Consider the following 17,691-nt stretch of genomic DNA (forward strand, 5'->3'; position numbering starts at 1 on the left):
TGGATTGTGGGGATAAGTGTGCGTGCACGCGCAAAAAGAATGCTTGCAGGCCGACCGGCCGGAAATGTCGGTGCCTGCCTGTACACCTGAAGCGTATGGCGTTGCGGACGTCCCGCTGCGTCCGCACCCGGCAGGAAAAATGGCTTACGTGCCGCGGCAGCTTGATAACGCCGCAGCATACAACGGAGGACGGCAGCTTTGTCAGTAACGCACCTGGATTCGATCGAGGGTACCCGCGGATCCGAGGGCAGCCGGAAGCCGCCACAGGATATCCCCGCCGAACAATCAGTACTGGGTGGCATGATGCTCTCCAAGGACGCCATAGCCGACGTTGTGGAGATCCTCCGCGGCCAGGACTTCTACCGCCCCGCTCACGAGACCATCTACGAAGCCATTATCGATCTCTACGGCCGCGGAGAGCCCGCCGACGCCGTTACGGTATCTGATGAGCTGACCAAGCGTGCCGAGATCAACAGGATCGGCGGTCCCGCCTACCTGCATGAGCTCATCCAGACCGTTCCCACGGCGGCCAATGCCGGATATTACGCAGAGATCGTTGCCGAACGGGCCGTGCTTCGCCGGCTCGTCAATGCCGGCACTAAGATCGTCCAGCTGGGTTACGGCTCGGACGGCGAAGTGGAGGACCTGGTCAACCAGGCCCAGGCCGAGGTCTATGCTGTTGCCGAGCGGCGCACTGCCGAGGATTACGTGGTCCTTAAGGACGTCATGGAGTCCACGGTGGACGAAATCGAAGCCTCCGGCCACCGCGGCGAAGGCATGACCGGTGTCCCCACCGGTTTCTATGAGTTGGATGAGCTGACCCACGGGCTCCACCCCGGCCAGATGATCGTTATCGCTGCCCGCCCGGCCGTGGGTAAGTCCACGTTCGCCCTGGACTTCGCCCGCTCGGCTGCGATTAAGAACAACCTGGCCACTGTCATGTTCTCGCTGGAAATGGGGCGGAATGAGATCGCGATGCGTCTCCTTTCCGCGGAGGCGACCATCGGCCTCCAGGACCTTCGCAAGGGCACCATCAAAGATGAGCAGTGGTCCAAGATCGCCACCACCATGGGCCGGATGAACGATGCCCCCCTGTTTATCGATGACAGTCCAAACATGTCGCTAATGGAGATCAGGGCTAAATGCCGCCGCCTCAAGCAGCAGCACGACCTCAAGCTCGTGATCCTGGACTACCTGCAGCTCATGAGCTCCGGCAAGAAGGTGGAGTCACGCCAGCAGGAAGTGTCCGAATTTTCCCGTGCGCTCAAGCTGCTGGCCAAGGAGCTCCAGGTCCCGGTGATCGCTCTGTCACAGCTGAACCGTGGCTCTGAACAGCGCCAGGACAAGCGTCCGATGGTCTCGGACCTGCGCGAATCCGGTTCCATCGAGCAGGACGCCGACATGGTGATCCTGCTGCACCGTGAGGATGTCTACGACAAAGAGTCACCGCGCGCAGGCGAGGCGGACATCCTGATCGCCAAGCACCGCAACGGTCCTACCAAGGACATCGTGGTTGCCTTCCAGGGCCACTATTCCCGGTTCGCCAACATGGCGGCCGACGCCGGCGGCGGCTTCTAGCGCCAGACCTTCGTTTCGTTACAGTAATGTGTGCGATTCACTGCTGTTCAGTTCACTGCTGGGTCAGCAGATGGTTGGGCAGCCGGTTCCCCGGGGCGGTGCCGCGGATTTCCAGCAGTTCGCGGGCATGGGCGTGCAGCCTCTTGTCCTCTTCGGACACGGGAACCCACGGCGGCACGGGCACTGACGTTCCCTCAGCGTCGCGTGCAACCATCACGGTGAGGCAATAGGTGGTCAGGTTGAGCTCCCGACTCTTGGGATCCCCGGAGCGGACGTGTACTGCCACGTGCATGCCTTTGGTCCCGGTGTACACCAGCCGGGCTTCCACTTCCACCACATGGCCGATCAGCAGGGGGCGGTAGAAACGGACGCCGCCGGAGAACACCGCCACGGTGTCCATTCCGCAATACCGCGACGCACAGACATATGCTGCCTCGTCTATCCACTTCATCACGATGCCGCCGTGGACCTTACCTCCCCAGTTCACGTCGGTGGGGGCTGCCATGAACCGCAGTGTTATCCGTTCGGCCGTGCCGGCATCGGTATATTCCTGGCTGTTCATCGCTTCGACGATCTTTTCCCGGACCTTAATCCGGGCCAGCGCGTGGTCCCGCTGTTCGATTTCCGCGGCTGAGACAGGTTCGAACTGCTTGACCGGTATGGGCTTCCCGTCCGGGCCCACTGCGACAAAGATGACCATGCACTGGCTTCTCATGGTGGCGGGTCCGCCCTTGGGATCTCCCGATGAGACCACTGTCCGGATATGCATGGACGAACGCCCTGTGTAGACGATGGTGGCTTCCACCTCCACCATGTCACCGCTGTTCACCGGGTCCGCGAAGTGGATGTTTCCCACATAGGCGGTGACGCAGTAGGACTTGGCCCAGCCCACCGCGGCGGCGTAGGCGGCCTTGTCCACCCACTCCAGCACGGTTCCGGCATCCACCGAACCGCTGTGGCCCACATCCATCGGGGCGGCCAGGAAGCGGAGGGTTACGGAATTAGAGGCGGTCTCAGTCATGGTGCGATCTTACTGAGGGGGAAGGTTACCCGCCGGTTGATCGGGGCTGACAATGCCTGCCGACTGGTTGAACCAGTTATGACAGGACTAGCAGTGGCAGGACTAGTAATGACAGCGACTATCGATGACAGGGACGGCTATTGACCACGACGGCGGATAGGCACCCGGGTGCCTATCCGCCGTCGTGGTCAATACCGGGAAAGCCCTGCTTAGGCGAGGACCGCCAGCCGGGAGTTCTTGCGGCCGAACACGGCGCGATCCACAGAAATGCGGCCGGCGCCCGTGAGCGCCAGGGCGAGGGCTGCCGCGGCCAGGAGCAACACGAGTTCATAGCCGCCGGCTTCGGCGAAGACGCCCGCCTGGGCGTGCACAAGGAACAGTGCGCCGAGCATGTCCAGGGCCAGGAGTGCCGCGACCACGCGGGTCAGGATGCCCAGGATGAGCGCGATTCCGCCAGCCAGCTCGAGTCCGGCAACTGCAGGAGCTGTCACTTCGGCAGCGGGTACGCCCATCTTGGCGAACGCGGCCTGGGTGCCGGCAATAGTGAATTCGTTGAACTTCTGCCAGCCGTGGGCAGCGAAGAGGAAGCCCAGGATGACGCGCAGGAGGGTGATGGCGGACGTGGTAAGGGAGGACTGGTTCATGGGAGTTTCACCGTTTCGGATGTCGGTCGGGGCTTTCGGGATACAAGCGGGCCGGATCTCAGCGTTGAAGCTTGAAGTATCGAGTCTTCCGGACTCATGGTTGAAGTGTCAACAAAAAGATGTCCAATGTGTCCTTTCTCATGGACATACGCCCCTCATCTTCGCGGTGCCCCGGTAGGCTGTCTGGGTGCCTCGTCAATCCGCCCCTGCTGCCACGCATGCGCCAACGGGTCACGCCAGGGAGATCCTTCGGCTTGCCGTTCCGGCCTTCGGTGCGCTGATCGCTGAACCCCTTTTCCTGCTGGCTGATTCAGCCATCGTGGGGCATCTTGGCGTCGCCCAACTGGCAGGCGTGGGCCTTGCGTCAGCGGTGCTTCATACCGCCGTCGGGCTGATGGTCTTCCTTGCGTACTCCACCACGCCCGCGGTGGCACGCGCGATCGGGGACGGCCAACTCGGGAAGGCGCTGGCGGCCGGGCGCGACGGCGTGTGGCTGGCATTGCTGCTGGGCCTGGTGCTTGCGGCGGCTGGGTTCGTGGCGGCTGAGCCGGTGGTAAGCCTGATGGGGGCAGAGGGTGACGTGCGGACCTTTGCCGTGGGCTACCTCCAGTGGTCGATGCCCGGGCTGGTGGCGATGCTGCTCGTTTTCGCCGGAACCGGGGTGCTTCGGGGCCTTCAGGACACGCGCACGCCGCTGGTTGTTGCAACTGCCGGATTTGGCCTGAATGTCGTCCTCAATCTGTGGCTTGTTTATGGCCTGGGTTTGTCCGTGACCGGCTCGGCCGTCGGCACCAGCATCGCCCAATGGGCCATGGCTGCCGTCTATCTCGTGATGGTCCAACGCAATGCAGTCCGGGTCGGCGTCGGCCTGTTTCCGGACTGGCACGGCATCCGTGCCATGACGCGCATCGGGTCCTGGCTGATGCTTCGAACGCTCAGCCTCCGGATCGCCATACTGGCCACCGTCGTGGTTGTCACCGCCCAGGGTGCGGTGAACCTTGCGGCACATCAGTTGGCAATGTCGATCTTCTCCTTCCTTGCGTTTGCCCTCGACGCACTGGCAATCGCCGCGCAGGCGCTGATCGGGAGGGAACTCGGTGCGTCCAACGCCGTCAGGGCACGCCTGCTGACCCGGACCATGATCCGCTGGGGTGTCGGCTTCGGGGTGGTTACCGGACTGCTGCTGGCTGTGGCCGCGCCATGGGCGGGTGCCTTGTTCACCTCCGATCCCGCGGTCCATTCAGTCCTCACCTTCGCCCTGTGGGTTGTGGCAGCCGGGCAGCCGATCGCCGGGTACGTTTTTGTGCTCGACGGCGTGCTGATCGGCGCCGGCGATGCAAGGTACCTGGCGCTGGCGGGCTTGGCGAATCTTGCCGTTTATGTACCGATGCTCCTGGCGGTCAGCATCTCAGGCATCTCCGGGGTGACGGGACTTACCTGGTTGTGGGCTGCGTTTGCGCTGGGGTACATGGCGGCCCGCGCCCTGACCCTCGGCATCCGCGGCAGCTCCGACCGCTGGATGGTGCTCGGTTCGCGCTAGCAGCGTCGCCCACTAAACTGGACCGGTGACCCAACCGTTGACGCCCGCAGGAACTGCCCCAGGTGCCGCCCCTCACGCTGACCTCTGGAAGCCGGTACTGCTCCGCGCCCTGGCGGCCCTGGTGTTTGGTGCGGTGACCGTCTTCTGGGGTTCGCCATCCGTGGCCGTGATGGGCTGGTCCGGCGGGGCCTACCTGCTGGCTACCGGCCTCCTGCTGATCCGCAGCATCCCCAAGGGGGGCTACCGTTACGACACAAATCCGGGACGGCTCTTTTCCGCCGCAGGCTTGGCCCTGACCGGGAGCGGCGTTGCCCTTGCCCTGCTGCACGGTGACCTTCTCTTCGGAGTCATCGCCGCCGTCGGGCTGGGCCTGACGGGCGCGGTGGAGTTGTACTGCGGCATCCGGTATCGCGGAATGCATATATTGGCCCGGGACTGGCTGGCGTCCGGAGTCATCGGGGTCGGCACGGCGGCAGCCCTGCCCTTTTTCATCAGCCTCGGCGCACACGCGCTCCTTGGCGTCGCGGGCGGCGGCGCCATCATTTCCGGTGTGCTGTGGGTGCTCTCAGGGTTAACGCTCCGGCACGATGCCCGGCCGGACGCCGGGAAGCCGTAAACTAGGAAAACACGGTTCTACTCAACGTAGAATTCGGCCGTGCACGAGACGCGCACCACAGACCGCATCAGTCAAACCAGGCAGGCCACCGCGGCCTGCCTGCAGGAGAGGAACCATCTTGGCAGACCAGCAACCAGGAAAACCGCGTAAGCTGCGGACCTCGGTGAAGGGGCCGCTGATGTTTTCCGCGTTCTGGGCCGTCATCGCCTTCTTCGCGGTCCTGATCTTCGCCTCAGGCGGCAGCTCCCGCGCCCCGCGGTTTGACCTCGCCTTCACCGGTGCGGGGATTGCTTTCATTGTCACCCTGGTCATCGCCGCGATGCTCTCCATGAGCTACAAGGACAACGCGGAGCATCTCGGCAAGGGATCCGGTGTCAACCTCAGTTCCGCCAGGAAGACCCTGCATGGATTTGGCGGCCATGGCGGCCAGGGTCCGGCGAGGCCTGGTGGTTCCCCGGATTCAGAGGGTCCAGGCTCTTCCGCCGGGGACTCAAGCCCCTCCTAGCCCGCTGACGCCTGGCGGGCGCGATAGGCGGCCACATGCACCCGGTTGGCGCAGTTGCCGGTATCGCAGTAGCGCTTCGAGCGGTTCCTGCTGAGGTCCAGCACCACGGCATTGCAGTCGTCGGCCTCGCACACCAGCATCCGGTCCATCTCCTTGCTTCGGATCACGTCCACGAGGGCCATGGCAGCCTCAGTGCTCATCCTGTCCGCCAGTGGCGCTTCACTGGTCGTGGCATGCAAGTGCCAGTCCCACTGATCGTGCTTCATGAGCTGAGGAAGGGCCTTGCCTTCGCGCAGCAGCCGGTTCACGGTCTCCACGGCGGTGTCCTCGTTAGCGGTCCAGACCGCGGCCAGCTGGCTTCGGAGCCGGTGAACGCTGGCCAGTTCCGCCTTGTCGCGGGTGCGCGATCCGGTGAATTCTTCCGCCTCAAGGAACATGTCCAGGTCACCGATGGAGGCCAGGTGTTCCCGTCCGTTCGCCGCCGTATTGATCAGATTAACCACGGTACGCAGCGCCACCTCCGTGTCAGGGGCAAAAACCATCTTGACTCCTTACAAGCCGCGGGCGTAGTGTCATGAGCATTACCCCACTTTACTCCTGACAGGAGGCGCCGGTGCCTGCCACCAACCAGCCCGTATCAATCCGCCAACTATCACCGTACCGGCGTGGATTCTTGGCCTCAGGTCTCGGGATAGCACTGTTCTCTTCCGCTGTCTTCGGGACCTCCGGCTCCTTCGCCAAAGCCCTGCTGGAGGCAGGCTGGTCTCCCGGGGCGGCGGTGACCGCGCGTCTCACCGGCGCCGCTTTGATTCTTGCTGTTCCGGCGGTCCCCGCCCTTCGCGGCCGCTGGCACCAGCTCCGGGCTAACTGGATCACCATTGTGCTGTTCGGCCTGATCGGTGTGGCCGCTTGCCAGCTCTTTTACTTCAATGCGGTGGCAAGGCTCTCCGTGGGGGTCGCGCTCCTCCTGGAGTACCTGGCCCCGGTCATCATCGTGCTGTGGCTGTGGGCAGCCAGCCGCCGGGGCCCAAGGGCGCTGACTTTGGGTGGAACCCTGTTGTCCCTCGCCGGACTTGTCCTGGTGCTGGACCTCACCGGAACCGTGAAGGTTGACCTCATCGGCGTGCTGTGGGGAATGGCGGCTGCGGTCTGCCTTGCGATGTACTTCTTCATTACCGCGAAGGAGAACGACTCCTTGCCGCCGATCGTCCTTGCCTCCGGCGGGCTGTTGGTGGGTGCGGCAGCCATGTGGCTTGCGGGGGCAACAGGCCTGCTGCCCATGGCCTTCAGTACGGCTGACACCAGGCTTGGACCCTGGGTCACGCCGTGGTGGGTGCCCGTGGGGGGACTCATAGTCCTGGGCACAGTCCTGGCCTACGTATCCGGAATCAGGGCAGCCCGGGCGCTGGGGTCCAAGGTGGCGTCCTTCGTCTCGCTGACTGAGGTCCTGTTTGCCGTGGTTTGGGCGTGGCTTCTCCTGGGCGAGCTTCCCGGCGCCATCCAGCTTCTGGGCGGAGTACTCATTATTGGCGGTGTCATCCTGGTCCGGCTTGACGAGCTGCGTGCTCCTGCAGTTGCGGCAGGAACCATTCCAGGAACAACCCCGGCTCGCAGGCCAGCGGCAGCCAAGGTGGCTTCACCGCTCGGGCACGCGAACGACGTCGAACCCGTTCCGTAAACACACCCGCCCCGCCTGGAATGCTGCTCGGCGGGAAACCCTGAGGGCCCGGACAATGTCCGGGCCCTCAGGGTGGTGACGAGTGAAACGTGGCGACTAGCGCGAAGCCTGGTCCTGCTCGTCGGCGTTCTTGGTGGCCTTCTGGCCGGCTTCCTGCAGAGCCTGGGCGACCTTGGTCAGCGATGCCACGTGCTGGCCTGACCATTCGCTGCGGAACTTCTCCGCATCGGGGCCCATCCACTGGGTGCCGTCCAGCACCTTGGTGAGCATTGATTTCTGGTTCTCGATTTCAGACGAGCCTGCCTGAAGCTTGTTGCCCAGGTTCTTCAGCTGAGCTACATCCGCGCCCCAAATAGCCATCAGATTTCTCCTTCGTTTATTGGATCCGATCCAGGTCGGCATCCCCAGCGGCCCCCGGCTCATCCGGAAGATCCATTGCCTAAAACCTATCCCGGCCCCGAAACACTGTCGATGGGCACCACTGCCCATGCAGTATTCCCCACGGGCGAGGTCCGGGGCAGGGGGTCGATCCAAGGCGTTTCAGAGCCTAGCATGGCAATATGTGCCGGAATATTCGAACCCTCCACAACTACGAGCCTCACGCCACCTCCGACGAGGTCCATGCCGCAGCGCTGCAGTATGTGCGCAAGATCAGCGGCAGCACCAAACCGTCAAAAGCCAACGAGGAAGCCTTCGAGCAGGCGGTGCACGAGATCGCCCACATCACCCAGCACCTGCTGGATTCGCTGGTCACCCACGCGCCAGCCAAGGACCGGGAGGAAGAGGCCGCCAAGGCAAAGGCCCGCGCCGCCGTCCGCTTCGGCGCGGCATAAGGTCCCTGGACAAAGTAGGTCGCAGCAGGTGCCGTTTTGGGCGTTCATAACGGCACCTGCTGCTACCTGGTTGGGATGGCCGGGGCTTACTTGCCGAAACTGCGCAACCGCAGGGAGTTCGCCACGACCAGAACCGAGCTTGCCGCCATGGCGGCCCCGGCAACCATCGGGTTCAAGAGGCCCAAAGCGGCCACGGGAATACCCACCGCGTTGTAGAAAAAGGCCCAGAACAGGTTGGTCTTGATGGTGGCGAGCGTCTTCCGGGACAGCTCGATGGCCTGGGCAACCTGGCTCAGATCATTGCCCATCACGGTAAGGTCAGCGGCTTCGATGGCCACATCTGTGCCCGACCCCATCGCAATTCCCAGGTCCGCCTGCGCCAGCGCCGCGGCGTCATTGACGCCGTCGCCGGCCATCGCCACGATGGCGCCTCCGGCCTGAAGCTTCCGGACGGCTTCGACTTTTCCGGCCGGGAGGACACCTGCAAAGACGTCGTCCGGGGAGATTCCGACGGCGGATGCCACCTGCGCCGCTACCGTGGCGTTGTCCCCGGTCAGCAGGATAGGCCTTAGCCCCAGCGACTTCAGGCGTGAAACGGCAGCTGCGGACCCTGGCTTGATGGTGTCCCGCAGCGTGATGATTCCGGCAACTGAGCCGTCCACCGCGACCCAGATTGCTGTGGCGCCTGTCGCTTCGGCCGCGGCGAGGGCCTGGCGCTGTTCGGCGGAAATCCGGACGCCGTTCTCGTCCAGCCAGCCGGTACGGCCGGCAACCACAACCCGGCCCTGCACTGTACCGGCGACCCCGCCGCCAGGAGCCGAACGGAAGTGTTCGACGCCGGGGAGGCGGCCGCCGTCGTCGTCCTGCCTTTGGTGCCGCGGCAGGAGAGCCGCGTCAACAGCGGGCGCCTGCGCCGAATGCGCTGCCTGGACGAAATGTGCCGACTGATGCCCTTCTGCCAGGGCAGCGGCAGCGATGGCGTGGGCAAGGGGATGCTCGGAGGCTGCCTCGACTGCGCCGGCGAGCCGCAGCACCGCCGAGCTGTCAAAGCCATTGAACGCGCGGGTGTTCTCGACGGAGAGCTTCCCGCTGGTCACTGTTCCTGTCTTGTCCAGCAGGATGGTGTCCACGGTGCGGGTGTCCTCCAGGACCTGAGGGCCCTTGATCAGGATGCCCAGCTGGGCGCCGCGACCGCTTCCGGTGAGCAGTCCCACGGGGGTGGCCAGTCCCAGGGCGCAGGGGCAGGCGATGACCAAAACGGTGACAGCGGCCGTAAACGCGGCGCGGAGCTCTTCACTGCTGACGGCCGGGCCCGCGAGGAGGAGCCAGGTGCCGAACGTGAGGGCGGCGATCACCAGCACCACCGGGACGAAAACGGCACTGATGCGGTCCGCGAGGCGGGCGATGGGGGCCTTGCCGGTCTGGGCCTGTGAGACCAGGCGGGCCATCTGGGCCAGGGTTGTCTCGGAGCCCACCCTGGTGGCGCGGACCAGCAGGCGGCCGGAGGTGTTGATGGTGGCCCCGGTGACCGTGCTGTTCGGACCAACTTCGACCGGAACGGACTCGCCGGTGACCAGGGAGGCGTCGACGGCGGAGCTGCCTTCGACGACGACGCCGTCGGTGGCGATCTTCTCACCGGGGCGGACCACGATGACGTCGCCCACCCTGAGCTGCTCCGCCGGAACCTTATGTTCGGCGCCGGCGCGGAGGATGGTGGCGTCCTTGGCTCCAAGGTTGAGCAGTGCCCTGAGTGCGTCGCCGGCCTTTTGCTTTGCGTTGGCTTCCAGGAAGCGGCCCAGGAGCAGGAATGTAGTGACCACCGCGGCCACCTCGAAGTACAGGCCGCCGGACTCCATGCCATCCATGGCAGGTTGCTCGGTCATCCGCGGATCCAGCACCAGCTGGACCGCGGAGAACAGGAAGGCGGCCACCACCCCGATGGAAACCAGGGTGTCCATGGTGGATGCCAGATGGCGTGCATTGACAGCGGCCGCACGGTGGAAGGGCCAGGCCGCCCAGGAGACCACGGGCAGTGCCAGCGCCCCTGCCACCCAGCCCCAGTGCGGGAAGTGGAAGGCCGGCACCATCGAGATCAGGAATACGGGAACAGTCAGGATGGCCGCAACGATCAGGCGGGGCCATAGCTGCGATGAAGTGCCTCCGTGCTGAAGGTGGTCCTGATGTGCCGGCTGTGCATGGTCCGCCGGAGTTTCGGCGGGAGTTTCGTGGGGGACTGGTGCCGGGCGCAGCCGTGCCTTGTAGCCGGTGGCGTTGACGGTGTCCACCAGCTGCTGGTCAGTGATTCCAGCGGGGACGGTGACGTGTGCGGACTCCAGGGGAAGATTCACGGAGGCCACCACTCCCTCGAGTTTGCCGAGCTTCTTCTCCAGGCGGTTCACGCAGGAGGCGCAGGTCATGCCCTCGATGTCGAGTTCGACCACCCGGCTTCCCGCCTGATGGAAGAGATGCTCGCTGCTCATTCTTGCTCCTCGGGATCGTGGCGGATGATCAGGCTTCGTTGGCAACAACCAGGTATCCGGCCTCTGCAACCGCTTCACCTATCTCGGACGGTGACAGTTCCTGGCTGGAGGTGATCGTGACGGTCGAAATGCCCCCCGAGTTGAGGTCGACGTCGACCGTCTCTACTCCTGCGAGGGACTCGAGTTCCTCGCTTACTGATGAAATGCAATGGCCGCAGGTCATGCCTGAAACGCTGACGGTGGTGGAGATGGTGCTCTATGGCTGGCTCCTTTGTGCCTTGCCGGCAGGTGGGCCGGCGTTTGGTGTTTGGTGTCGGTGAGGTCTTTTACGAGTGGGGTCTTAGCCGGTTGGGGTCTAACGGAGCAGGCGCCCGATGGCGTCTGCCGCCTCTTTGACCTTGACGTCGATTGCCTCGGCACGCAGATCCGGGTCCGGCTCGGAAGCCGCGCCCACCACGCAATGGCCGATGTGCTCTTCGACCAGTCCGAGGCTGACGGCATGGAGGGCCTTGGTGACGGCGGAGACCTGAGTGAGGATGTCGATGCAGTACTTATCCTCATCCACCATCCGCGCAATCCCGCGTACCTGGCCTTCGATCCGCTTGAGCCGGCGCAGGTAGGCCTCCTTGTTGGCCGTGTAGCCATGCCCCTGGACCGGATCAGCGTCAAGGGTCGCCGCGGTGGTTTCGTCCCGTGTTGTCATAGAGTCCAACGTATACCCCTTGGGGGTATCGGCGCAAGTACCCCCTGGGGGTATGCAGGGGACTATGGGGAGTGCAGCGCCGGCTCGCCATGCCAACTTGCGACGGGCTTAAGCGCTGCACACGGCTCCGGCCAGGCTTTCGCCTCGTTATGGTCTCTTCCCCCACGCCCGCCAGGGGGAATAGACCATAACGGGGGGCTTTTATAGGGGCAGGCGTGTGTTTGGCAGCGGGCCGGTCCGGAGCGGGAAAACAGCTGCGGGTAAGCGGCGGTAGCCCGCTTTCCGGGTACCCGGGCATTAAAAAGCTCCGGAGTGCGTTATTGGGGGATACGCACTCCGGAGCAGCCTTTGGGCAGTTTCCGTATCCTTCCTTTCGGTTGGATCGGCCTGCTTGAACCAGCTTACGTTGCCACCCGAGCCTTTCGCCACCACCTGGAATAACTACTTTCGCTTTATTATTTCTTCCCTTGTCAGCAGGCTTTAGCGCTCACAATTTGTCCTCATGGGCAGCCATCCGGAAGGGAACCATCAACACCGGATGGCTCTGATGATGACTCAGCCAGGTGCCGACGGAACCGTTGAGGGCTTCCGAAATCCTATGGACCACGCCCCGCTCCGATGTCCCCACGATGATCATTGGAGCGTTGCTTTCTGCGGCCAGCCGCGCGAGTGCACGGGCGGGATCCCCTGCCAGGGTGCGCAAGATCCATTCCACGGGCGCTCCTTCTGTGGGCGCGTCATCCATAGCCGCCTGGATGACCGCCTTGAGCTCACCGGTTACGGCGCGGATGTCGTCGTCGTCCTTATCCGGATGCAGGGACAGCCGGTGCGCGGACCTGGCCGGATCCCATTCCACCAGGTAGCTGGCCTCATCGACATAGGCGCACAGCAGGGGCGAGGAGAGTTTGGCCGCCAAGGTGAATGCCGTGCTGAGGACTTCGGGATGCTGCTTGGGCATGATCCCGACAACGAGCGGGGGAGGGCCGCTGAACCGTTCTGGCGTCATAGCTCATTCTCTGCCTGTGGAGCAGGGTTGAACAGGCGTCTCCCGGAGGATCCCGGGATCGCTAGGCGGCGGGGGAGGCGGAGACTACGACGTTCCTGCCCCAGGGGTCTTCGGTGTAGCAGCTGATGAGGATCACGCGGTTCGGGACGATGTCCCAGATGGGGCTGTCCTTCAACGTGGACTTGAGGTACGTGGTCACGCTGTCCACGCGGTAGCGGATGGTGCCGTTCGTGGTGGTGATGGTGAATTCGTCGCCCACTGACGCAGCCGAACTGAGGTGGTTGAACGGTGCATCCCTGCCTTCCCAGCTGTGACCGATGATGTACGTTGTGTTGTTCGAGCCGTTTCCCGGAGTGCCGAACGGTGTCAGCCAGTATCCGTCCATAGTGGTGGGCGGCACGATGGTTTGGCTGGCCATCGCGGACTGGTCCGGTTCAAGCGCGTGGATTGCGGTGTCGATCGCCGTGGCGGCGTACTGGATGTGCCGGGGTTCGGACGCTGCCGGAAGTACGGGACCTGCAGGGGAGGACTCCGCAGCTGCTGACGCGGCTGCTGCGGGAACAGCTGTCGGGACGGGGGCAACGGGGCCTAGCGAATGGGTGGTGTCCGTTGCCCGGCCGGTCGCCGCGGAGAGAGGCCACCCGGTGTACGGCGTTGGCGCGGCGGAGTGGACGGGGCCGGCCGGTGCTGCAGCTTCCCCATGCTGGAGGAGCGGTGCGCCGAACGTGAGCGAGAAGAACCCTAGGATCCCGCACAGCAGAATTGCCAGATCTCCTCGGTTCCAGCCCCGACGTCCTTTCATGGCGGAGACCCGATGCTTTGCCATTTCGCTCCTCGTGTATCGGATGAAGGTGATAACAGGGAGGGCGTCCCACCTGCCAGGACGCCCTCCGTGTTCGTTTGCCTGTCAGGCCGGTCACGATGTGGCCAGCCTGAGCCGGGTCAGCCTATTCAGTGCTGAAGCGGCGGCGTGCGGTCAATGCCAGGCCTGCTGCCAGAAGGGCACCCAGCCCGGCCAGCCAGCCTGGCGCCTCGCTTCCGGTATTCCCGCCGACTGCCGTCTGGGCGTTGAAGCCCTGGTTTGTACCCTGGCTGACAGGCGCAGCAGCTGCTGGTACCCGTGCTGATGAGGCCAGCGGAGCCGGGGCGGCAGGTGCAACAACGGGCGCTGCAACTACTACCGGTGCAACTACTGCCGGCGCCGCAGCAACCACCGGCTGCTCAACGACCGGCGGGTCCGCCGGCTGCTCAACGACGGGCGGCTCCGCCGGCGGTTCGACGACGGGGGGATCCACTGGCGGAACCACGACAGTAACCGGCACGCAGTTGTTGTTGTACGTGGCAATTCCGGCGGCTGTCCAGTTCATGCCTCCCAGCAGCAGCGCGTTGGGCGGAATGATGTCGTCGGTATCCAGGTCGTGGCCGTTTAATCCATTGCCGTTGATCACGTTAAGCACGTACGGATTGGCCGCGCTCTTAGTGGCGTGGCAGACACTAATGTTTTCTGCGGCGAAGGCGGGTGCGGTGACAGTGAGCAGCCCCAGGCCCGCTACCCCCACTGTCGCAATAACTCTTTTCATGACAATTCTCCCCAGTCTGATGGAAACCGACCATGCTGGAGGAAGTAGCGGTGACTCACAGTGCCCCAGCAGCACGGCCAGCTTGCTTGTGATTTCAGGCTAGGGGCGGGTCCCGAAACACTCGCGAGTAGCGGGTACTCGACTTTTTCGCGGGCTGACCTGCGGAATTACCTGTTCCTACGCGGGGAAACCGGTGCCGACTACCTAGGTGGCCGGTGCCCGCCGGGAACCGGTGGCCGGCTGCCCGGGTCCCTTGAACGCGGCCAAGCCCGCGCCTAACGTGGAGACATACGAAAGGTGCGTGAGCGGCATGGAAATCTTCATGTGGTGGCTGGATCTGGATCTGGAAACCAAGGAATGGCTGCGGGAAAACCTGCGGGCGGAGGAGCTGCCGCTGCCAGTACTCCAAGGCATTGCAGAGGCAGGCGGTCCGCATCCGGATACCCCCGTCTCGGTGCTCACCGAAGCCGACTGGGATTTCATCGAGACGCAGTCCGAATTCGTGGATTGAGGATCCGGGAAGACTCCCGCCGCGAAAGAACTGAAAACCGTTGCTACCTTCCTCCGGGAGTGGTTGCATGGGGAGCATGTCACCTGCGGAGAGCTTTGTCCTAGCGATCGGAACCAAAAAAGGCCTATGGCTGGCCACGAGTCCGGACAGGCAGGAATGGTCGTTCTCGGGCCCCCATTTCCTGATGAGCGAGATTCCCAGCATCGGCATTGATACGCGGGACGGCCGTACGCGCATCATGGTTGGCGTCAGGTCCGAGCACTGGGGCCCGACGGTGGTGCATTCGGACGATCTGGGCGCCACCTGGACCGAACCGGAACAAGGCGCCATCTCGTTCCCTGAAGATACAGGCGCCGCCCTGGAACGCATCTGGCAGATCTACCCGGACGCCGACTCGCGGCCCGGTGTCGTGTGGGCCGGTGCAGAGCCGATCTCGGTCTGGAAGTCCATGGACGGCGGAGAGCACTTCGAACTCAACCGAGGCTTGTGGGACCATCCGCACCGGAGCGACTGGGGCGCCGGCTACGGCGGCGCCGCGGCCCATTCAATCGTCGTGAACCCGGCGGGGGACAACGTGCACATCGCCATGAGCACCGGCGGGGTTTACCGCTCGCTTGACGGCGGGACGTCCTGGGAGCCCAGGAACAAGGGGATTTCCGCCTACTTCATGCCCGATCCAAACCCGGAATTCGGCCAGTGCGTGCACAAGATCGCTGCGGATGCCGGAGTCGAAGGCCGCCTCTATGCCCAGAACCACCACGGCGTGTACCGCACGGATGACAACGGCGAGAACTGGGATTCCATTGCCGACGGGCTCCCGGCCGATTTCGGCTTCGTCATGCTCACCCATCCGCACCGCGAAGGCACAGCATGGGTGGTCCCGCTGAAGGCCGACGGCGAACGGATCCCGCCGGACGGAAAGCTGGCGGTACACCGCACAGACGACGCCGGAGCGACCTGGAGGAGGCTGGATTCCGGGCTGCCAGAGCACGAGTACAACAGCGTGCTGCGTGACGCCGCCGCCGTGGATTCCGCCGAACCGGCAGGAGTCTACTTCGGCACGCGTGGCGGCACGGTTTACGCCAGCGCGGACGAAGGGGAGACCTTTGCCGAGGTGGCAGCCCACCTGCCGGATGTCCTGTGCGTCCGGGCGGCAGTGGTCGCCAGTGCCTGACATCAGTGTGGTGCTCCCGAGCGTCCTCCAGCCTTTGGCCGGCGGGCAGACGGTCCTGACTGCGTCCACGGACGGACCGGTGACGGTGGAGGAGCTGCTGAATTCCCTTACCGTCGATTTTCCGATACTTGCCAGGCGGTTACGGGACGAAACGGGTGCCCTGCGCCGTTTCGTCAATATCTACGTGGGCGGCGATGAGGTCCGCCGGCTCCAGGGCCTCGAGACGCATGTTCAGCCGGGGCAGGAGGTGCTGGTGATCCAGTCGGTGGCTGGCGGCTAGGCTGCTCCCGCCACCCGGCCAGCACTGGGTTTCCGCTGTGCCCGCCTTGCCGGCACCTGCATCTGCCATGACCAGTTTCCGCGGCGTATCGTGAGTTTTAGCAGGAACGACGCCGTTCAGTGCAGTGTGTGCGGTGTCGCCGTCTGAGGAGGGATCGCCGTGACCAGCCAGAGCCTTCAGTCCGCCATTGACGAGCAGGGCAGTGCCGTCGAGGTGCTGCGAAATGCAAAGTCCCGGCCTTTCACCTTCCCGGTAACACCTGAATTCACCAACTGGCGGAGCGAGCAGGCCTCCTGGCGCGACTCCTGCGCCCTGCTTGACCAGTCCCATCACATGGCTGACCTGTTCGTCAGTGGTCCGGACGCAACCAGGTTCTTCACCTGGATCGGCACAAACTCCGCCGCCGGCTACCAGGTGGGGCGGGCAAAGCAGTTGGTCGCCGTCAACCACGACGGCTACCTCATAGGCGACGGTATTCTGTTCCACCTTGGCGAGAACTCCTTCGACTTGGTGGCCCTTCCGATGTTGAGTGATTGGGTTGAGTACAATATCTCGTCCGGAGACTGGGAGGTCAGCCTGGAGCGTGATGACCACTCGCTGATCCGGCAGGGCGATCCGAAACTCTTCCGGTACGAGCTGCAGGGGCCGAACGCGCTCGCGATCATCGAGAAGGTTACGGGCAAGCCGGCGCCTGAGCTCAGGTTCTTCCACATGGGCGAGGTCGAAATCGGCGTCAGCCGCGTGGGGGCACTGCGTCACGGCATGGCGGGCCAGCCGGGATTCGAGTTGTGGGGTCCGTGGGCTGACTCGGCCGCGGTGCATGCAAAACTGCTCGCTGACGGAGAGGAATTCGGCATCACCCAGGTGGGGGCCAAGGGATATTCGTCGGCCAACCTCGGCTCCGGATGGGTGCCCTCCCCTCCGCCGGCGATCTTCCAGCCCGAGCTCAAGGAATACCGCGAATGGCTTGACCTGTCGAAGGCCGGTTCGCTGGGAGGCAGCCTCTACTCGGATGACATCACTGACTATTACGTCACGCCCTATGACCTCGGGCTTGGCCGCTCAGTGTCGTTCGATCACGACTTCCTCGGCAAGGAAGCCCTGCAGCGGCACTCCGAAGACCAGCGGCGGACAAAAGTCACTCTCGTGTGGAACAACGACGACGTCACCGGCGTTCTCGGATCGATCCTTGGTGACGGTGTTCCCGCCAAATACATCGAGCTCCCCAAGTCGCGGTACGCACTGTACCAGGCGGACCGGGTCCTGAAGGACGGCCAAACGGTCGGGATGTCGCTCGACGTCGGCTACCTCGCCAACGAGCAGGCCTTCCTCTCCCTGGCGACAATCGACGTCGCGCATGCCCGGACCGGAACCGAAGTAGTGGTGGTCTGGGGCGAAGAACCCAACTCGCGAAAGTGCCAAGTGGAGCGCCACCGCCAGGTGGAGGTCCGAGCCACCGTCGCTCCGGCACCGTTCACGGAGTACGCGCGGACCGGCTACCGCACGTCGTGATCGCCATGGCCAGGAGTCAATCCAAGATCG

Annotated in this window: 20 protein-coding genes; 10 read left to right on the forward strand and 10 right to left on the reverse strand. The window is 64.1% G+C overall.

Annotated features, from left to right (window positions below; translation table 11 throughout):
- Nucleotides 1-198 precede the first annotated feature (198 nt).
- On the forward strand, nucleotides 199-1,578 hold the full coding sequence (dnaB, locus tag QFZ40_RS20165; protein WP_306906570.1) for a replicative DNA helicase: 1,380 nt from the start codon (nucleotides 199-201) through the stop codon (nucleotides 1,576-1,578).
- 52 nt (nucleotides 1,579-1,630) lie between these two features.
- On the opposite strand, the gene QFZ40_RS20170 is transcribed toward dnaB, so the two are convergent.
- A complete protein-coding gene (locus QFZ40_RS20170; protein WP_306906571.1) occupies nucleotides 1,631-2,599 on the reverse strand; it encodes an acyl-CoA thioesterase in 969 nt (322 codons plus the stop codon).
- 209 nt (nucleotides 2,600-2,808) lie between these two features.
- Nucleotides 2,809-3,243 carry a DoxX family protein gene (locus QFZ40_RS20175; protein ID WP_306906572.1) on the reverse strand — a complete coding sequence of 145 codons (435 nt, stop codon included), beginning with the start codon at nucleotides 3,241-3,243 and terminating at the stop codon, nucleotides 2,809-2,811.
- A gap of 187 nt (nucleotides 3,244-3,430) precedes the next feature.
- On the opposite strand from QFZ40_RS20175, the gene QFZ40_RS20180 reads away from it, so the two are divergent.
- The 3 genes from QFZ40_RS20180 to QFZ40_RS20190 all read left to right on the forward strand — a co-directional run bounded on the left by QFZ40_RS20180 (nucleotide 3,431) and on the right by QFZ40_RS20190 (nucleotide 5,904).
- Nucleotides 3,431-4,783: an MATE family efflux transporter gene (locus QFZ40_RS20180; RefSeq protein WP_306906573.1), complete on the forward strand. Its 1,353-nt coding sequence runs from the start codon at nucleotides 3,431-3,433 to the stop codon at nucleotides 4,781-4,783.
- Between the two features lie 25 nt (nucleotides 4,784-4,808).
- Nucleotides 4,809-5,399: a hypothetical protein gene (locus QFZ40_RS20185; protein ID WP_306906574.1), complete on the forward strand. Its 591-nt coding sequence runs from the start codon at nucleotides 4,809-4,811 to the stop codon at nucleotides 5,397-5,399.
- 118 nt (nucleotides 5,400-5,517) lie between these two features.
- Nucleotides 5,518-5,904 (forward strand): hypothetical protein, encoded by a 387-nt coding sequence (locus QFZ40_RS20190; protein ID WP_306906575.1) that lies wholly within the window; start codon nucleotides 5,518-5,520, stop codon nucleotides 5,902-5,904.
- Here QFZ40_RS20190 and QFZ40_RS20195 read toward each other — a convergent pair.
- Entirely contained in the window at nucleotides 5,901-6,446 is a 546-nt protein-coding gene (locus QFZ40_RS20195) for a CGNR zinc finger domain-containing protein (protein ID WP_306906576.1), read from the reverse strand. The two genes, QFZ40_RS20190 and QFZ40_RS20195, sit on opposite strands and share 4 nt — an antisense overlap.
- 98 nt (nucleotides 6,447-6,544) lie before the next feature.
- Between QFZ40_RS20195 and QFZ40_RS20200 the strand changes: the two genes are divergently transcribed.
- Complete coding sequence (locus QFZ40_RS20200; RefSeq protein ID WP_373427488.1) at nucleotides 6,545-7,582, forward strand: EamA family transporter; 1,038 nt, start codon at nucleotides 6,545-6,547, stop codon at nucleotides 7,580-7,582.
- A gap of 96 nt (nucleotides 7,583-7,678) precedes the next feature.
- Here the strand turns inward: QFZ40_RS20200 and QFZ40_RS20205 are convergent, their stop codons facing one another.
- Complete coding sequence (locus QFZ40_RS20205) at nucleotides 7,679-7,942, reverse strand: hypothetical protein (RefSeq protein ID WP_306906578.1); 264 nt, start codon at nucleotides 7,940-7,942, stop codon at nucleotides 7,679-7,681.
- A gap of 200 nt (nucleotides 7,943-8,142) precedes the next feature.
- Between QFZ40_RS20205 and QFZ40_RS20210 the strand changes: the two genes are divergently transcribed.
- The gene (locus QFZ40_RS20210) at nucleotides 8,143-8,415 is read left to right on the forward strand and encodes a DUF2277 domain-containing protein (protein WP_306906579.1); all 273 of its coding nucleotides are present in this window, start codon (nucleotides 8,143-8,145) and stop codon (nucleotides 8,413-8,415) included.
- Between the two features lie 86 nt (nucleotides 8,416-8,501).
- On the opposite strand, the gene QFZ40_RS20215 is transcribed toward QFZ40_RS20210, so the two are convergent.
- The 6 genes from QFZ40_RS20215 to QFZ40_RS20240 all read right to left on the reverse strand — a co-directional run bounded on the left by QFZ40_RS20215 (nucleotide 8,502) and on the right by QFZ40_RS20240 (nucleotide 14,184).
- Entirely contained in the window at nucleotides 8,502-10,895 is a 2,394-nt protein-coding gene (locus tag QFZ40_RS20215) for a heavy metal translocating P-type ATPase (RefSeq protein ID WP_306906580.1), read from the reverse strand.
- 28 nt (nucleotides 10,896-10,923) lie between these two features.
- Nucleotides 10,924-11,145 carry a heavy-metal-associated domain-containing protein gene (locus QFZ40_RS20220; RefSeq protein ID WP_306907007.1) on the reverse strand — a complete coding sequence of 74 codons (222 nt, stop codon included), beginning with the start codon at nucleotides 11,143-11,145 and terminating at the stop codon, nucleotides 10,924-10,926.
- Between the two features lie 105 nt (nucleotides 11,146-11,250).
- A complete protein-coding gene (locus QFZ40_RS20225) occupies nucleotides 11,251-11,598 on the reverse strand; it encodes a metal-sensitive transcriptional regulator (RefSeq protein ID WP_306906581.1) in 348 nt (115 codons plus the stop codon).
- Nucleotides 11,599-12,085: 487 nt separating this feature from the next.
- Complete coding sequence (locus QFZ40_RS20230) at nucleotides 12,086-12,604, reverse strand: universal stress protein (protein ID WP_306906582.1); 519 nt, start codon at nucleotides 12,602-12,604, stop codon at nucleotides 12,086-12,088.
- A gap of 61 nt (nucleotides 12,605-12,665) precedes the next feature.
- Nucleotides 12,666-13,430 (reverse strand): class F sortase, encoded by a 765-nt coding sequence (locus QFZ40_RS20235; protein WP_306906583.1) that lies wholly within the window; start codon nucleotides 13,428-13,430, stop codon nucleotides 12,666-12,668.
- Nucleotides 13,431-13,551: 121 nt separating this feature from the next.
- Nucleotides 13,552-14,184 (reverse strand): LPXTG cell wall anchor domain-containing protein, encoded by a 633-nt coding sequence (locus tag QFZ40_RS20240; RefSeq protein ID WP_306906584.1) that lies wholly within the window; start codon nucleotides 14,182-14,184, stop codon nucleotides 13,552-13,554.
- Between the two features lie 310 nt (nucleotides 14,185-14,494).
- Here QFZ40_RS20240 and QFZ40_RS20245 point away from each other — a divergent pair, with 310 nt between their 5' ends.
- The 4 genes from QFZ40_RS20245 to QFZ40_RS20260 all read left to right on the forward strand — a co-directional run bounded on the left by QFZ40_RS20245 (nucleotide 14,495) and on the right by QFZ40_RS20260 (nucleotide 17,661).
- Nucleotides 14,495-14,695, forward strand: coding sequence for a hypothetical protein (locus tag QFZ40_RS20245; RefSeq protein WP_306907008.1), 201 nt, complete (start codon nucleotides 14,495-14,497; stop codon nucleotides 14,693-14,695).
- A 67-nt stretch (nucleotides 14,696-14,762) separates the two neighbouring features.
- Nucleotides 14,763-15,869: a WD40/YVTN/BNR-like repeat-containing protein gene (locus tag QFZ40_RS20250; RefSeq protein WP_306906585.1), complete on the forward strand. Its 1,107-nt coding sequence runs from the start codon at nucleotides 14,763-14,765 to the stop codon at nucleotides 15,867-15,869.
- Nucleotides 15,829-16,149 carry a MoaD/ThiS family protein gene (locus QFZ40_RS20255; protein ID WP_373427453.1) on the forward strand — a complete coding sequence of 107 codons (321 nt, stop codon included), beginning with the start codon at nucleotides 15,829-15,831 and terminating at the stop codon, nucleotides 16,147-16,149. The genes QFZ40_RS20250 and QFZ40_RS20255 overlap by 41 nt, the downstream gene beginning before the upstream one ends.
- Nucleotides 16,150-16,308: 159 nt before the next feature.
- Nucleotides 16,309-17,661: an aminomethyl transferase family protein gene (locus tag QFZ40_RS20260; protein ID WP_306906587.1), complete on the forward strand. Its 1,353-nt coding sequence runs from the start codon at nucleotides 16,309-16,311 to the stop codon at nucleotides 17,659-17,661.
- The last annotated feature ends 30 nt before the right edge of the window (nucleotides 17,662-17,691 follow it).

The sequence above is a fragment of the Arthrobacter pascens genome, from assembly GCF_030816475.1.
Classification (GTDB): domain Bacteria; phylum Actinomycetota; class Actinomycetes; order Actinomycetales; family Micrococcaceae; genus Arthrobacter; species Arthrobacter pascens_B.

Excerpts from the sequence above, each read along its gene's own strand:
- QFZ40_RS20205 (WP_306906578.1), bottom strand. The coding sequence starts at position 7,942 with ATGGCTATTTGGGGCGCGGATGTAGCTCAGCTGAAGAACCTGGGCAAC.
- QFZ40_RS20210 (WP_306906579.1), top strand. The coding sequence starts at position 8,143 with ATGTGCCGGAATATTCGAACCCTCCACAACTACGAGCCTCACGCCACC.
- QFZ40_RS20245 (WP_306907008.1), top strand. The coding sequence starts at position 14,495 with ATGGAAATCTTCATGTGGTGGCTGGATCTGGATCTGGAAACCAAGGAA.
- QFZ40_RS20225 (WP_306906581.1), bottom strand. The coding sequence starts at position 11,598 with ATGACAACACGGGACGAAACCACCGCGGCGACCCTTGACGCTGATCCG.
- QFZ40_RS20195 (WP_306906576.1), bottom strand. The coding sequence starts at position 6,446 with ATGGTTTTTGCCCCTGACACGGAGGTGGCGCTGCGTACCGTGGTTAAT.
- QFZ40_RS20175 (WP_306906572.1), bottom strand. The coding sequence starts at position 3,243 with ATGAACCAGTCCTCCCTTACCACGTCCGCCATCACCCTCCTGCGCGTC.
- QFZ40_RS20170 (WP_306906571.1), bottom strand. The coding sequence starts at position 2,599 with ATGACTGAGACCGCCTCTAATTCCGTAACCCTCCGCTTCCTGGCCGCC.
- QFZ40_RS20235 (WP_306906583.1), bottom strand. The coding sequence starts at position 13,430 with ATGGCAAAGCATCGGGTCTCCGCCATGAAAGGACGTCGGGGCTGGAAC.
- QFZ40_RS20215 (WP_306906580.1), bottom strand. The coding sequence starts at position 10,895 with ATGAGCAGCGAGCATCTCTTCCATCAGGCGGGAAGCCGGGTGGTCGAA.
- QFZ40_RS20230 (WP_306906582.1), bottom strand. The coding sequence starts at position 12,604 with ATGACGCCAGAACGGTTCAGCGGCCCTCCCCCGCTCGTTGTCGGGATC.
- QFZ40_RS20255 (WP_373427453.1), top strand. The coding sequence starts at position 15,829 with ATGTCCTGTGCGTCCGGGCGGCAGTGGTCGCCAGTGCCTGACATCAGT.
- QFZ40_RS20250 (WP_306906585.1), top strand. The coding sequence starts at position 14,763 with ATGGGGAGCATGTCACCTGCGGAGAGCTTTGTCCTAGCGATCGGAACC.
- QFZ40_RS20240 (WP_306906584.1), bottom strand. The coding sequence starts at position 14,184 with ATGAAAAGAGTTATTGCGACAGTGGGGGTAGCGGGCCTGGGGCTGCTC.